Source organism: Leucobacter allii, assembly GCF_022919155.1.
In the GTDB taxonomy this organism is placed as follows: domain Bacteria; phylum Actinomycetota; class Actinomycetes; order Actinomycetales; family Microbacteriaceae; genus Leucobacter; species Leucobacter allii.
The window spans coordinates 2,736,316-2,751,186 of record NZ_CP095045.1; the positions used below are offsets into that span (position 1 = coordinate 2,736,316).

12 protein-coding genes are annotated in these 14,871 nt (G+C 72.2%); 3 read left to right on the forward strand and 9 right to left on the reverse strand.

The window, feature by feature from the left end; all coding sequences use genetic code 11:
- Window positions 1-167: 167 nt before the first annotated feature.
- From tmk to MUN78_RS12715, 7 genes are all read right to left on the reverse strand, one after another.
- A complete protein-coding gene (gene tmk / locus MUN78_RS12685; protein ID WP_244726867.1) occupies window positions 168-800 on the reverse strand; it encodes a dTMP kinase in 633 nt (210 codons plus the stop codon).
- On the reverse strand, window positions 797-3,664 hold the full coding sequence (gene topA / locus MUN78_RS12690; RefSeq protein WP_244726869.1) for a type I DNA topoisomerase: 2,868 nt from the start codon (window positions 3,662-3,664) through the stop codon (window positions 797-799). Before topA ends, tmk begins: the two co-directional genes overlap by 4 nt.
- A 158-nt stretch (window positions 3,665-3,822) precedes the next feature.
- Entirely contained in the window at window positions 3,823-4,626 is an 804-nt protein-coding gene (locus MUN78_RS12695) for a M23 family metallopeptidase (RefSeq protein WP_244726871.1), read from the reverse strand.
- Window positions 4,623-4,943: a TadE family type IV pilus minor pilin gene (locus tag MUN78_RS12700; protein WP_244726873.1), complete on the reverse strand. Its 321-nt coding sequence runs from the start codon at window positions 4,941-4,943 to the stop codon at window positions 4,623-4,625. The genes MUN78_RS12695 and MUN78_RS12700 overlap by 4 nt, the downstream gene beginning before the upstream one ends.
- 161 nt (window positions 4,944-5,104) lie before the next feature.
- The gene (locus MUN78_RS12705) at window positions 5,105-5,419 is read right to left on the reverse strand and encodes a DUF4244 domain-containing protein (protein ID WP_244726874.1); all 315 of its coding nucleotides are present in this window, start codon (window positions 5,417-5,419) and stop codon (window positions 5,105-5,107) included.
- Window positions 5,420-6,084: 665 nt separating this feature from the next.
- Complete coding sequence (locus tag MUN78_RS12710; RefSeq protein WP_244726876.1) at window positions 6,085-7,032, reverse strand: type II secretion system F family protein; 948 nt, start codon at window positions 7,030-7,032, stop codon at window positions 6,085-6,087.
- A 59-nt stretch (window positions 7,033-7,091) separates the two neighbouring features.
- The gene (locus tag MUN78_RS12715) at window positions 7,092-8,078 is read right to left on the reverse strand and encodes a TadA family conjugal transfer-associated ATPase (RefSeq protein ID WP_244726878.1); all 987 of its coding nucleotides are present in this window, start codon (window positions 8,076-8,078) and stop codon (window positions 7,092-7,094) included.
- A 261-nt stretch (window positions 8,079-8,339) separates the two neighbouring features.
- Here MUN78_RS12715 and acs point away from each other — a divergent pair, with 261 nt between their 5' ends.
- Window positions 8,340-10,337 carry an acetate--CoA ligase gene (acs, locus tag MUN78_RS12720; RefSeq protein ID WP_244726880.1) on the forward strand — a complete coding sequence of 666 codons (1,998 nt, stop codon included), beginning with the start codon at window positions 8,340-8,342 and terminating at the stop codon, window positions 10,335-10,337.
- A gap of 117 nt (window positions 10,338-10,454) precedes the next feature.
- On the opposite strand, the gene MUN78_RS12725 is transcribed toward acs, so the two are convergent.
- Together MUN78_RS12725 and sp36 are read right to left on the reverse strand one after the other, a co-directional pair.
- A complete protein-coding gene (locus MUN78_RS12725; protein ID WP_244726882.1) occupies window positions 10,455-10,931 on the reverse strand; it encodes a RidA family protein in 477 nt (158 codons plus the stop codon).
- Window position 10,932: 1 nt separating this feature from the next.
- The gene (gene sp36, locus MUN78_RS12730; protein ID WP_244690389.1) at window positions 10,933-11,100 is read right to left on the reverse strand and encodes a Sp36 family protein; all 168 of its coding nucleotides are present in this window, start codon (window positions 11,098-11,100) and stop codon (window positions 10,933-10,935) included.
- 114 nt (window positions 11,101-11,214) lie between these two features.
- On the opposite strand from sp36, the gene MUN78_RS12735 reads away from it, so the two are divergent.
- Both MUN78_RS12735 and MUN78_RS12740 read left to right on the forward strand, forming a co-directional pair.
- Window positions 11,215-13,893: a transglycosylase domain-containing protein gene (locus MUN78_RS12735; protein WP_244726884.1), complete on the forward strand. Its 2,679-nt coding sequence runs from the start codon at window positions 11,215-11,217 to the stop codon at window positions 13,891-13,893.
- A 10-nt stretch (window positions 13,894-13,903) separates the two neighbouring features.
- On the forward strand, window positions 13,904-14,839 hold the full coding sequence (locus tag MUN78_RS12740) for a metallophosphoesterase (protein WP_244726886.1): 936 nt from the start codon (window positions 13,904-13,906) through the stop codon (window positions 14,837-14,839).
- Window positions 14,840-14,871 lie beyond the last annotated feature (32 nt).

Consider the following 14,871-nt stretch of genomic DNA (forward strand, 5'->3'; position numbering starts at 1 on the left):
GTGAGGCCGAATCCACGCATTCGGGCTCACCGAAGCCGCATCCCCGACCGACGAAACACGGTCGGGGCCGGAGCCCCGTCTCGGCGCCGGTCGGCGCCGGGCCCCGGCCGGATCGGCGTCGCGACCGCGCCCCGGCACCGGACCGCAATCCGCGCCGAGGCTCCCCCTCAGGCCTCGAGGAGCTCCGAGACGCGCGCCGTCACGTCCCGGTGCAGATCCTGCACCGGTCGCGTGGCGTCGAGGACGAGATATCGCGTCGGGTCGGCATCGGCGAGCGCGAGGAAGCCGCGCCGCACGGCCTCGTGGAACGCTCCGCGCTCGGCTTCGAGCCGGTCCGCCGCGCCGCCGCGCGCGCGGCGGCGCTCGACTCCGGCGGCGGGGTCGAGGTCGAGCAGCACGGTCAGTTGCGGCCAGAGCCCTCCGGCGGCCCACTCGCTGATGCGCCGTACCTCGGCCAGCTCGAGGACGCGCCCGGCGCCCTGGTAGGCGAGAGAGGAATCGATGTAGCGATCCTGCACGACCACATCGCCGCGATCGAGCGCGGGGCGCACGAGCCGGGCGACGTGCTGCGCGCGGTCGGCAGCGTAGAGCAGCGCCTCGGCGCGCGGGGCCACCTCGCCGATCTCCTCGCCGCCGTGGAGCAGCAGCTCGCGCAGACGCGAGCCGAGCGGGGTGCCCCCGGGCTCGCGGGTGCGGAGGACCGCTCGGCCCCGGGCCTCGAGCCACGCCTCGAGGAGCTCGGCCTGCGTGCTCTTGCCCGCGCCGTCCCCGCCCTCGAAGGTGATGAAGACGCCGCTCATGCCGGGGGCTGCGCCTCCGCCGCCCGCTTCGCCGCGGCGTTCGCGGCTCGCGTCGCCGCCGCCTTCTTCGCCGCGGCGGAGCGCGCCGGATCCACGGCCGGCTTCCCACCCGCAGCGGCAGACGAACGCTTCGCGGCGCTCGACTTCGCTGAGGACTTCTTCGCGGGCGTCTGCTTCGCCGCGCTCTTCTTCGCGGGAGCCTTGCGCGCGGGCGCCTTCTTCTTCGCCGGTCCCTTCGCCCGCTTGATCGCGAGGAGCTCGACGGCGCGCTCGAAGGTGATGCCCTCCACGTCGTCGCCGCGCGGGATCGTCGCGTTCGTCTCGCCGTCGGTGACGTAGGGGCCGAAACGGCCGTCCCGCACCCGCACCGGCTTGCCGCTCACCGGATCGGTGTCGAACTCCTTCAGCGCCGATGCGGCCTTGCGGGCGCCGTACTTCGGCTGGGCGAACAGCTCCTGCGCCCCGGCGAGGTCGATCGAGAAGATCGCGTCCTCTCCCGGCAGCGAGCGGGTCTCCGCGCCCTTCTTGAGGTACGGCCCGTACCGTCCGTTCTGCGCCGTGATCTCCACGTTCGCCTCCGGGTCGACGCCGACGACGCGCGGCAGGTCGAGGAGGGCGACGGCCTGATCGAGTTCGATGGTCGCGGGGTCCATGCTCTTGAACAGCGAGGCCGTGCGGGGCTTCTGCCCCTTGGGGAGTTCCTCGCCCTCGTCGGGCAGCTCCGTCACGTACGGGCCGAAGCGCCCGTTCTTCGCGACGATCCGCTTGCCGGTCCCCGGATGGAGGCCCACCACGCGGTCCTCGGCGGGCTCGGCGTCGGCGAGCTCGTGCGCGCGCGCCGGGGTGAGCTCGTCCGGGGCCATCCCGTCGGGGATGTTGACGCTGCGGGGCTTGAGCGTGCCGTCCTCATCCACCTCGGACTTCTCGTCGTACACCTCGAGGTAGGGGCCGTACTTGCCGTTGCGCAGCGAGATCGAGTCATCGATCCTGATCGTGTTGATGGCGCGCGCGTCGATCTCGCCGAGGTTGTCGACCACCCCGCGCAGCCCGGGGTGCGCATCGGTGCCGAAGTAGAACTCGCCGAGCCACTTCCCCCGCTCCGCGTCGCCGGCGGCGATCCGGTCGAGATCGTTCTCCATCTCGGCCGTGAAATCGTAGTCAACGAGCGCGCTGAAATGCTCCTCGAGCAGCCGCACCACCGAGAAGGCGATCCAGCTCGGCACGAGGGCCTGTCCCTTCTTGGCCACGTAGCCGCGATCCATGATCGTGCTGATAATGGCGGCGTAGGTGGAGGGGCGCCCGATGCCGAGCTCCTCGAGGCGTTTGGTGAGGCTGGCCTCCGTGTACCGCGGCGGCGGGCTGGTCTCATGCCCCTTCGCCTCGGGGCCGTCGATGCCGAGTCGCTGCCCCGAGCCGAGCTGCGGCAGGGACACGTTCTGATCCCCGTCACCGCCGCGCTTCTCGTCCTTGCCCTCCTCATACGCGAGGAGGAACCCGGGGAAGGTGATGACGGTGCCGCTGGCCGTGAACTCCGCGGCGGTCGGAGCCGCCCGATCCGCCTCGGAGACCCGGGCAGCGAGCGTGACGGTGTCGGTCGAACCCTTGGCGTCGGCCATCTGGCTCGCGACCGTCCGCTTCCAGATCAGCTCGTAGAGGGCGAACTCGCCCTGCGAGAGCTTCCCGCGCAGCGCGCTCGGACGCTGGAAGGTGTCGCCCGCCGGACGGATCGCCTCGTGGGCCTCCTGCGCACCCTTGGCCTTGCCCGTGTAGACCCGGGGCTTGTCGGGAAGCGTCTGGGCGCCGTAGAGCTCGGCCGCCTGCGACCGGGCGGCCTGCACCGCCTGGCGCGACAGCGTGGGCGAGTCCGTTCGCATATAGGTGATGTAGCCGTTCTCGTAGAGCGACTGCGCAAAGGACATCGTCTGGCGGGAGCTGTAGCGGAGCTTCCGCGAAGCCTCCTGCTGCAGCGTCGACGTGGTGAACGGCGCGGCGGGGCGACGGGTGTGCGGCTTCGTCTCGACGGAGACGACCTCGGCGCCGGCGCCGTCCGCGAGGAGGGCGGCGAGACGCTCGGCGCGCTCGCGCCCCAGTCCGATGACGCCGGCCTTCGCGGCCCGCGGCGTGAGCGCGCCGTCGTCTCCGAAGTCGCCGCCGGTCGCGATCCGCTGCTCATCGAGTCTGACGAGCTTCGCGGCGAAGGCGGTGGCGTCCGGGGCGTCCGGCGCCGGAACGAAGGTCGCGACGAGGTCCCAGTACTCCGCGGGGGTGAAGGCCTGGCGCTCTCGCTCCCGGTCGACGACGAGGCGGGTGGCGGCGGACTGCACGCGGCCCGCGGAGAGCTTCGGGGCGACCTTGCGCCACAGCACCGGCGAGATGTCGTACCCGTAGAGCCGGTCGAGGATGCGCCGGGTCTCCTGGGCATCGACGAGCGCGATGTCGAGATCCCTGGTGTTCTGCTTGGCCTGCTCGATCGCCTCTTTGGTGATCTCGTGGAACACCATGCGCCGCACCGGCACCTTCGGCTTCAGCACCTCGAGCAGGTGCCACGCGATCGCCTCGCCCTCGCGGTCTTCATCGGTGGCGAGCCAGAGCTCGTCCGCCTCCTTCAGCGCCCGCTTGAGTTCCGAGACCGTCTTCTTCTTATTGTCGTTGACGACGTAGTAGGGGGCGAAGTCGTTGTCGACATCGACCGCGAACTTGCCGAACGGGCCCTTCTTGAGCTCGGCGGGCAGCTCGGAGGGCTCGGCGAGGTCGCGCACATGGCCGACGGAGGCGATGACCTCGTAGTCGGCTCCGAGGTAGCCACCGATCGTCTTCGCCTTGGTCGGCGACTCGACGATCACGAGTTTCTTCGTGCCCTTCACGGGTCTCCTTCATTGCTTCGAGCGCTCAGCGGGCGGATTCTGCCGCGCGCAGCGGACGGTCCTGATCCGACACGATACACATTCCCTCGTGAGAATCCACATGCGGGGTCGTCCGATCGCTCTCATCGTAGCCCCTGCCCGCCTCGCCCCTGCCGCGATCAGGGCGCACCGAGATACGCGAAGGGATCGAGGTCGGGAAAGGCGTTGACGGGCGAGGATGCGAGCGTGAAGTGCGTATGCGGCCCCGAGGTGCAGCCGCTCATGCCCGCTCGCGCGACGGCTTGCCCCGCGCGGACCGCGCTCCCCGCTGCGATGCCGAGGGCCGCGGCCGAGCCCGGCGCGATGTGGTTGTGCGAGCTGTAGATCACCCGATCCCCGACGGCATGGCGGATCAGCACCGTGTGATTCGGCCCGTGCCACCACCAGGGATTGGCCCGGCAGACCGCCGGGATCCCGCCGCCGTCCGGTCCCGCGGCGACCACGACGCCGTCGTACGGTGCGTAGAGCGCGTCGCCGCCCGGACCGCCGACGCTGAGGTCGATCGCGAGACCGTCGTGGTGCCCCTGGGTCACGCCGCGCTGCGCCGAGGGCCATGCCCAGCCGTCCGCGCCGACCGGACCGCCGGGCGCCTCGGACGGCTCGAGGCGTTCCGGTCCGGCGCGAGCGCTGCCCGATACCGTGCCGAGGGGCGCGTCCACCGCGACGACGACGCGCGCCTGGGCCTGGGCCGCATCGAGCTCGCACCGCGTCACGCCCGCGCCCGCCGACGTCGCCACCGCCGCGGCGAGCGCGCACGGCTCACCCTCCGCCCAGCCGCCGAGCGCATCGGCCGCGGCGAGCGCGGCGGCATCGGCGAGGGCGTCGGCGCGCCGATCCGACTCGAGCTGCGCGCCGGCGCCGATCACCGGAACCGCGAGGCACAGCGCCGCGATCGCGCAGGCGAATGCGGCCGGCGCGCTCACGGCACCGCTCCTTCACCGCTCACGGCGGCGCACGCCAGAGCGGACACGCCGATCGCGGCGAGCAGCCCGTCCCCCGGTCGCTCGCTGACGCTGACGCAGTGCAGCGGTCCGTCCCGCTCCCGCTCGACCTCGGCACCGGCCGCGGTCTCGGCGAGCCGCGCGGCTGCGAGGTCCAGATCGCCCCGCGCCTCGAGTCGCGCCACTTCTCCGACGAGCGAGACGAGCACGAGGCGATGCGCCGCGAGCAGCACTCCGCCGATCGCCAGGCCGAGCACCACGAGCACCGCCGGCATCACGACCGCGAACTCCGCCGTCACCGAGCCGCGCTCCTCCGCGAGTATCCCGCGCAGCCGCGCACGTCGCGGCCCGAAGACCGGCGCCGCAGGTCGCGCGATGTCCGGCGCCGCGGGTCGCACAACGTCCGGCGCCGCGTCCGATGTCGCAGTCGAGTCGGCGCACGGCGGCGCGAGCGGCCCGATCACCCGGCCGCTCCGAGGGCGTCCTCGACGAGCTGCACGAGCATGGCGCGGATCTCCTCGGAGCGCATGATGGCGACGAGCAGCCCGGCGAAGGCCACGGCGGCCATGATGACGATCGCGTACTCGGCCGTGACGGCTCCGCGCTCCTCTGCGAGGAGTCGCGCGGGGCGCCGCAGCACGCGGGGCAGACGGGGCCTCGATGGTTCGGCGCCCGACAGCGGGCCGCGGTTCGGGCGGAAGCGCAGGCGCAGGCGCGCACCGCCGTCGCCGCGAGGGTGCTGCGGCGCGGCGACCGGCGGCGAGTCGTGGGGCACGGCGGTCGGCGGAACTGCCTGCGGCGCGGGGACCGGCGGAACTGCCTGCGGCGCGGGGACCGGCGGAACTGCCTGCGGCGCCGTGCGCTCCGACGCGCCCTCCGGGGGTCCGCCGGACGGTACCGCGAGCAGCGTCGGGACGGCAGTGCGGAGGGATCGGGCTGGGCGGACGGGTCGGACGGGGTGGACGGGTCGGACGGGCGCCGGCAGGCTCGCAGCGCGCGGCTCGGCGTCCCTCGGCGCGACGGCGGACGCGCGGCCCGCTCCCGGGACGGAGGCGCGAGCGGACGGAGCGTCACGGTCGGCGGAGCGCGCGGACGAGGCGCCCCTGGCCGGTGTGCGCCCGGACGAGGCACCCGGATCTGCGATGCGCGCGGACGAAGCACCGCGGTTCGGGGTGCGCTCGAGCGCGGCGCGGCGGTCGGAGACGAGTTCGAGGTCGGGGATCACAGTGTCCTCCTTCGGGAGCTCGCACGGCCCGGCGGGCGCCGGTGACTCCATGGTGCGGGTGGACGGGCTGCCGTGGACCGCACGGCGGGAATCTGTGGACGGATCGGGCCCGAATCGCTGGAATCGAGCGGTGTGCACGGCGTGGCGGGATGGTCCGCGCGGAGCCTCATCGGTCTCCGCGTCTTCGTGGCGCGGAGCCGCTCCACGCTCGCGTCTCACAGCCCGCCGAGCATCGCGATGAGCACGGGGAGCACGCCGATCACGACGAAGGACGGCAGGACGCAGACCCCGAGCGGAATCAGCACACGGATCCCCAGGCGTTCCGCCTCTCGCTCGAGCTCGGCGCGATCTCGCGCCCGGCATGCCTCCGCCTCCTCCGCGAGGAGCGGGGCGAGCGGGATGCCACTCGCCCTGGCCGTCTCGACGGCTCCGGCAAGCGTCTCCCCGCGGCGGAATCGATCGAGGACGACCCACTCCGCCCCGACGCGGTCGGCCGCGTCGACGACGCGGCGCATCGCCTCCTCGGGCGCCGCTCCGCCGCCGAGCGCGATCGCCGCGAGATCGAGTTCGAGGCCCGCGACACGATCGGCTTCGGACACGCGGCGCTGCAGCGCCCGAGCCCAGGCCCAGCCTGCGGCGAGCAAAAGTCCCCCGACGGCGAGCAGCGCGATCCCGAGCGGTCCGAGCAGCACCGGCACCGGGTCGAAGCCAAGCAACCCGCCGAGCACGAGCGCGAGCGGCGGCAGCGCCGTCACCAGCCGGACGGTCGCCCGCGGGCCGGCCAGCAGCACTTCTCGCCGCTCCTGCAATTCCTCGAGTCCGCGCAGCGCAGCGGCGATGCGATCGAGCGCGGGCGCGAGCGGTGCGCCGCTCGTCTCGGCGAGCGCCCAGGCGGCGGCGAGCACCCGCCACCCCGGTCCGTCCCCTGCGGCGAGCGCCTCCGAGGACGACTCGCCCGCCTCGATCCGCCGCGCGATGTCGCCCGCCTCACGAACCGCCCCATCGGGGACAGCGGCAGCTCCAACGGCGGCTCCGGGCTCCTCGCCCTCCTCCTGGGCGAGCAGCCCGAACACCCGCCGGCTCGGCACGCCGCCGCGCAGCAGCGCCGCAGCACGGCGCGCGAGGGACGCCGGCGATCCGGAAGGCGACGTGGAAGACGGCACAGGCGACACCGGCGACGCAGCAGATGCCCCTGAGCGGCGCCCCCGGCGCGCACGCCGCGTCACGGCGCCACCTCGACGACCGCCAGAGCGCCGCCGTCGCGCAGCACGAGCCGACCGAGCGCGGTCACCCGATGCCCGCGCGCCCCGCGCTCGAGGTGCACGATCGCGTGCACCGCGGAGACCGCCTGGCGCGCGAGCGCCGGCGGGCCGAGACCGGCCAGCGCTCCGAGCGCCTCGAGGCGCGCCGGCACGTCCGGGAGCCGGCTCGCGTGCAGGGTCCCCGCGCTCCCGTCATGGCCCGTGTTGAGCGCCGAGAGGAGCGTCGACAGCTCCGCACCGCGGCACTCGCCGAGCACGATCCGGTCGGGCCGCATGCGCAGCGCCTCCCGCAGCAGCCGGTCGAGCGTGATCTCGCCGACCCCCTCGGAGTTCGCCTGGCGCGCCTCCAGGCCGACGACGTGCGGGTGGCGGAGCCGCAGCTCGGCGACGTCCTCGATGGTGAGAATCCGCTCGTGCGCGGGCACGAGATCCAGGAGCGCGGCGAGGAGCGTCGTCTTCCCGCTCCCGGTGCCTCCCGTGAGCAGCAGATTGCGGCGGTGCAGGATCGCGCCGTGCAGCGCGGCCGCGACCCGGGGGCCGCAGAGCCCGCCGCGTACGAGCTCGGCGAATCCGGGAGGCCTGGGGCGCGGTACGCGGATCGAGATCGCCGCGCCCTCCGCCGCGATCGGCGGCAGCACGGCGTGCACGCGGATCCCCTCCCCCAGCCTGACATCGGCGCAGGGCGAGAGCTCGTCGAGGTGCCGCCCGCCCGCGGCGATGAGCGCGACCGCGGTCCGGTGCACCTCATCGGCGCTCGCGCGCCACTCCGGCACGGGGCGGAGCCCGCCGCCGCGATCGGCCCAGGCGGCGCCCGCGCCGTCGCGCACCTGCACGACGAGATCGCGCAGCTCCGGCTCGTCGAGCATGCCGCCGAGCGCGCCGAGCGCGCGCCGCGCCGCGGAGCCGAGTCGCGCGCTGCGGGACGCCTGCTGCGGGAGAAGGGTCATGCCGGCCAGTCGATCATCCGCCCCGCGCCCGCGCCCGCGTCGGCGGCGCGCATGTGGAGGACACGCCGATGCACGGCGCAACACCGGTGCTGTGGGCGGCATGACCCCCTCACGATCCGGCGCGTCCCCCTCGTCGGAGGGGGGCGGCGCCGGGCCGACGCGATACCCTGAAGGAACGCCCCGCCGGCGGCGCGGTCCCTCGGACCGTCCGGCGACGCGGAGCGCCGCAGCACGACCTCTCGAGATGGGATAACGGCGTCCATGTCTGATCAGCACGGCACAATCGAAAGCCACCCCCTGCAGCAGCCCGAGGGGGTCGAGACCTTCCCGCCCGCGGACGCGTTCCGCGCGCAGGCGAACGTCAACGACCCCGGCGTCTACTGGCGGGCCGCGGAGGATCCCGAGGCGTACTGGGCCGAACGGGCGCGCCAGCTCGCGTGGTCCAAGCCCTTCACCGAGATCCTCGACTGGTCGAACCCGCCCTTCGCGAAGTGGTTCCAGGACGGCGAGCTCAACGTGGCCGCCAACTGCCTGGACCGTCACGTGGCCGCGGGCCTCGGCGAGCGCGTCGCGATCCACTTCGAGGGCGAGCCGGGCGACACCCGCACGATCACCTACGCCGAGCTCACGCACGAGGTGAAGCGGGCCGCGAACATGCTCACGAGCCTCGGCGTCTCGGCCGGCGACCGCGTCGCGATCTACATGCCGATGATCCCGGAGACCGTCGTCGCGATGCTCGCGGTCGCCCGCCTGGGCGCGGCCCACTCGGTCGTCTTCGGCGGCTTCAGCGCAGAGAGCCTGCGCGCCCGCATCGACGACGCCCAGGCCGAGCTCGTCATCACCGCCGACGGCGGCTACCGCAAGGGCCGCGTCTCGGCGCTGAAGCCGACCGTGGACGATGCGCTCGCGCTCGGCGGGGGCGGCTCGAGCGTTCGCCGCGTCCTCGTCGTCGAGCGGGGCGGCAACGAGATCGCCTGGACCGAGGGCCGGGACCTCTGGTGGCACGAGGAGATCACGGCGTTCGACGGGGACCACTCGCCGCAGGGCTTCCCCGCGGAGAACCCGCTCTTCATCCTGTACACCTCGGGCACCACGGGCAAGCCGAAGGGCATTCTGCACACCTCGGGCGGCTACCTCACCCAGGCCGCCGCGACGCACCGAGACGTCTTCGATCTCAAGCCCGAGACCGACGTCTACTGGTGCACGGCGGACATCGGCTGGATCACGGGGCACAGCTACGTCGTCTACGGCCCGCTCGCCAACGGCGCCACCCAGGTGATGTACGAGGGCACGCCGGAGACGCCCGACTGGGGTCGCTGGTGGTCCATCATCCAGAAGTACGGCGTGTCGATCTTCTACACCGCGCCGACCGCGATCCGCGCCTGCATGAAGGTGGGCCGGCAGGTGCCCGAGCAGTACGACCTCTCCTCGATCCGCGTGCTCGGCTCGGTGGGCGAGCCCATCAACCCGGAGGCGTGGCGCTGGTACCGGGAGGTCATCGGCGCCGGCACCGCACCTATCGTCGACACGTGGTGGCAGACGGAGACCGGCGCGATCATGATCTCCCCGCTGCCCGGTCTCACCACGCTGAAGCCCGGCAGCGCGCAGGTGCCGCAGCCCGGCATCTCGGCGACGGTCGTCAGCGAGGAGGGCGAGCCCGTCGGCAACGGGCAGGGCGGCCTGCTCGTGGTGCAACGGCCGTGGCCGTCGATGGTGCGCACCATCTGGGGTGACGATCAGCGCTTCATCGACACCTACTGGGCGAAGTTCGGCGACCGCTACTTCGCGGGCGACGGGGCGCGCCTCGACGAGGACGGGGACGTGTGGCTCCTCGGCCGCGTCGATGACGTGATGAACGTGTCGGGGCACCGGCTCTCGACGGCGGAGATCGAGTCCGCGCTCGTCGAGCACCACGCCGTCGCCGAATCGGCCGTCGTCGGCGCCGATGACGAGACCACCGGTCAGGCGGTCGTCGCCTTCGTGATCCTGAAGTCCCAGCAGACGCTCCTCGACGCCGAGGACCCGGATGCGGCCGAGGCGGCGCTCAAGAAGCACGTCGCGGCGCAGATCGGCGCGATCGCGCGCCCCCGGCAGATCTTCATTGTCGCCGAGCTGCCGAAGACGCGCTCGGGCAAGATCATGCGCCGCCTGCTCAAGGACGCGGCCGAGGGCAAGGAGATCGGCGACACGACGACCCTCGCCGACACGATGGTCATGCAGACGATCTCCGACCGCGTCCGCGCCGAGCGGGGCGCGTAGCCGCCGGCACGGCGCACGGACGACGGCACCCGAGAAAAACAACGGCACCCGAAGAACGACGGCGGGCCGGGATCCCGATGAGGATCCCGGCCCGCCGTCGTTCGCGCGGGGCGAGCGTCAGTCGGCGACCTTGAAGACGAACTCGATCTCGACGGGCGCGTCGAGCGGCAGCACCGCCACGCCCACGGCGGAGCGCACGTGGATCCCGAGATCCCCGAAGACCTTGCCCAGGAACACCGAGGCGCCGTTCGCGACCGCGGGCTGCCCCGTGAAGGACGGGTCGGAGGCCACGAAGGCGGTGACCTTCACGACCTGCACGATGCGGTCGAGGGAGCCGATGACGCCGCGCACGGCCGCGAGCGCGTTGAGCGCGCACAGCTGCGCGAGCTCCTCGGCGCGCTCGGGCGAGACGAGGCCCTCCGCCGCACCCACCTTCCCCGTCTCGGGGAGGGCGCCGTCCACGAAGGGCAGCTGGCCCGCCGTGTAGACGTAGTCGCCGTCGCGCAGCGCGGGCACGTAGGCGGCCACGGCCGCGGCGACCTCGGGGATCTCGAGGCCGAGATCGGCGAGCCGTTCTTCGATCGCAGACGCCATGTCAGGCCTTCCTCTTCATGTAGGCGACGTTGCCGCCGGCGGGCCCCTCGATGATCTGCACGAGTTCCCATCCCTGGGCGCCCCAGTTGTTCAGGATCTGGGCCTCGTTGTGCAGCAGCAGCGGCGTGACGAAGTACTCCCAGCGCGGCGCTTCGGTCGATTCGCTCACGTGCGGATCCCCCTTCGGTGTTCGGTGACGATCGGGTCGGGCGACGTCGCGTCACCTCCGCGGGAACGGGGGTCGCTTCGCTGTTTGCCAGCTACGTCGCTTACCCTAGAGTCTATGACCCGTCAGACATTCAAGTCCTCGCGCGTGCGTTCGGTGAAACCGCGCAGCGCGGGCGGAGCCCTCGGCGGCATCCTCGGAGCCATCGCCATGAGCGCCATCGCCGGCGTCCTCGTCACCGCGGCCGTCACGCCCGTCGTCGCCTTCAGCGGCACCGCGGCGAACACCGCCGTCGACATCTTCAACAAGCTGCCGGATCATCTCGATCCCGGCCAGCTCGCGGAGCCGTCGACCCTCTACGCGACCGGCTCGGACGGCGTGAGCTACGAGCTCGCGACGTTCTACGACCAGGACCGCGAGACCGTCGCGTGGGACAGCATCTCCCAGTTCGTGAAGGACGCGGCGGTGGCCGAGGAGGACCCCCGCTTCTACACCCATGGCGGGGTCGACGTGCTCGCGACGAGCCGCGCGCTGCTGCAGAACGCCGCGGGTCAGAACCTCTCCGGCGCCTCGACGATCACGATGCAGTACGTGCGCAACGTGCTCATCCAGGAGGCCTACGCGATCCCCGACAAGGAGAAGCGGGACGCGGCCTACAAGGACGCGATGCGCCAGGACATGGACCGCAAGCTCAAGGAGATGAAGCTTGCGATCAGCATCGAGAAGCAGTTCTCCAAGGACGACATCCTCCTGGGGTACCTGAACATCGCGCTGTACGGCCGGCAGATCTACGGCATCGAATCGGCGGCGCAGTACTACTACGGCAAGTCGGCGCAGGACGTGACGCTCGCTGAGGCCGCGAGCCTCGTGGCCATCGTGAACAACCCCTCGCTCTACCAGCTCGACGTCGAGGAGAACATCCCGGCGAACAAGGAGCGCCGCGACAAGATCCTCGCGAGCATGCTGAGCCACGGCAAGATCACGCAGGCGCAGTACGACGAGGCGGTCGCCACTGAGATCGCGACGAACATCACCCCGCGCGTCGCGGGCTGCAACGTCGCCGAGGCGAACTTCGGCCTCGGCCACTTCTGCGACTACGTGCTGCGCTACATCAAGCAGGACCCGAACTTCGGCGAGACCGCCACCGAGCGCGAGTTCAACTTCAGCCGGGGCGGCTACAAGATCTACACGACGATCGACCTCGACATGCAGGCCGCGGGTCTCCAGGCTACGCACGAGAACGTTCCCGCCCTGATGGAGGGCATCGACGTCGGATCGGCGAGCGTGAGCACGCAGGTGGGCACCGGCCGCGTGCTCGCCATGGTGCAGAACAAGCCGTTCAACAACGCCGAGGACTTCCTCGCCTCGAATCCCGAATACACGACGGTGAACTACAACACCGACGAGGAGTACGGCGGCTCGAGCGGCTTCCAGGTCGGCTCGACCTTCAAGCCGATCACCCTCGCCGAGTGGATCCGCACGGGGCACTCCGTGCGCGACATCGTGAACGTCAACGGCCGCTCGGTGCAGGAGAACTCCTTCTCGGCGTCCTGCCTCGTCGACGGGGTGTACGGCTACGGCAGCTTCACCTTCTCGAACGACAACGACGGTACCAAGGGCAACCAACCGGTACTCACCGCGATCGCGCAGTCGGTGAACGGCGGCCTCGTCTCCATGCAGCAGAAGATGGACCTCTGCGGCACCTTCGAGACCGCGCAGAACCTCGGCATCCACCGCGCCTCCGACCAGCCGGTGTGGACCCAGGAAGAGGCGGACCTCGGGTACGTGAGCCAGGACCTGGTCGGGCAGATCAAGGTGCCGACGCTGCACCAGGAGTCGCGCGATCTCTCCATGGTGCCCTCGAACGTCTACGGCGGCATCGACGAGATCGCCCCGATCACCATGGCCGCGGCCTACGGCGCCTTCGCGGGCGACGGCACGGTCTGCACGCCCGTGCCGATCGACGCGATCGTCGACTCCGATGACGACCCGGTGCCCTTTACCAAGAGCGAATGCACCCAGGGCATCGCCCCCGAGGTGGCCGCCGGCGTCGCATACGCGCTGAATTACACGGTCAACAACGGACTCGCACGGCACGCGCAATCATGGAGCGGCGTGCCGCATCTCGCGAAGACGGGCACGACGGACGACGTCGTGGACAACTGGACCGTCGGCTCGAGCACCACCGTGTCGACCGCGACCTGGGTCGGCAACGCCGGACCCGTGCAGCGTGCCGACGGCAGCTGGGGACGCGTCTCCACGATGGGCTTCGGCGGTCTCATGACCGCGGATCAGAGCATCTGGCCAGCCATCATGAACGTCGCCGATAACAAGTACGGCGGCACGGCCTTCCCGGAGCCCTCCGAGTCCTCGCTGCGGGTCACGACGGTGAAGGTGCCCGACCTGAAGGGCCTCTCCTTCGAGGACGCCTCGAAGCAGCTCGAGCAGCTCGGCTTCACGGTGTCCGACGGCGGGGAGATCGACTCCTCCGTCGCCCAGGGCATGGTGGCGAGTACCGACCCCGCGGCCGGCACCGACGCCCAGCTCGGCACGGGCGTGACCGTCTACCGCAGCAACGGCCAGGCGGCCACGATCCCCGACGGGCTCGTCGGCTCGAGCGGCAACGACGCGAAGTCGACGCTGAACAGCGCCGGGTTCTCGAACGTCGACTTCGTCTGCGAGGCCGGCGGCAAGGACAACCCGAAGAAGGACAAGGTCACGGCCGTGAGCCCCGCGAGCGGCACGGAGGCGCGCACGAGCTCGCAGGTCACCCTGACGCTGAAGTGCGACGACTAGGCCGCCCGTGATGCGCGCCTCCCGCACCGCTGCGGTCGCCCTCGGGGCGGCCGCAGCGGGCGTCGCCGTCTGGTCCACCGTCATCGAACGCCGCCTCTTCACGCTCCGCCGCCACACGCTCCCCCTCCTCGCGGCGGGGGCCGAGCCGCTTCGCGTACTGCAGCTCTCGGACCTGCACCTCGCCCCGTGGCAGGCGAACAAGATCGACTGGGTGCGCTCGCTCGCCGAGCTGCGCCCCGATCTCGTCGTGCTCACGGGCGACCTCATGGGGCACCGCGAGGCGCGCTTCGCGCTGCTGCACGCGCTGCGCCCGCTCCTCGAGCGCACCCCGACCGTCTACGTGCACGGCTCGAACGACTACTACGGGCCCATCCTCAAGAATCCGGTGAAGTACCTCCTCGAGCCGAGCCGCAAGAACACGCGAACCCCGGATCTCGACACGGAGGCGCTGAGCCGCGGCCTCGCCGACCTCGGCGCGGTCTCGCTCAACAACGCCGCGACGCGGCTGACGCTGCGGGACACCCCGCTCGAGCTCTTCGGACTGGGCGACCCGCACATCCGCTACGACGACCCCGCGGCGATGCGGGCCGCGCGCGCCGCCCTGCCCTCGGAGGAGGACGCGGCGGCATCGGCGGCCGCCCCGCTCCAGCTCGGCGTCGTCCACGCCCCCTACCAGGCCGCGCTCGGCGAGCTCCTCGACGAGGGGGCCGAGCTCATCCTCGCGGGCCACACGCACGGTGGCCAGGTCCGCGTTCCCGGCGTGGGCGCCCTCACCGCCAACTGCGACCTGCCGACGGCGCAGGCGCGCGGCCTGAGCGTCTGGTACGACGCCGAACGCGCCGCGTTCCTCAACGTCAGCGCGGGCCTCGGCAACTCGATCTACGCGCCCGTCCGCTTCGCGTGCCGGCCCGAGGCCTCGCTGCTCACGCTCGAAGCCGCGCGCTGACGAAGAAACCGCGCACCGACGCCGATGGGGGC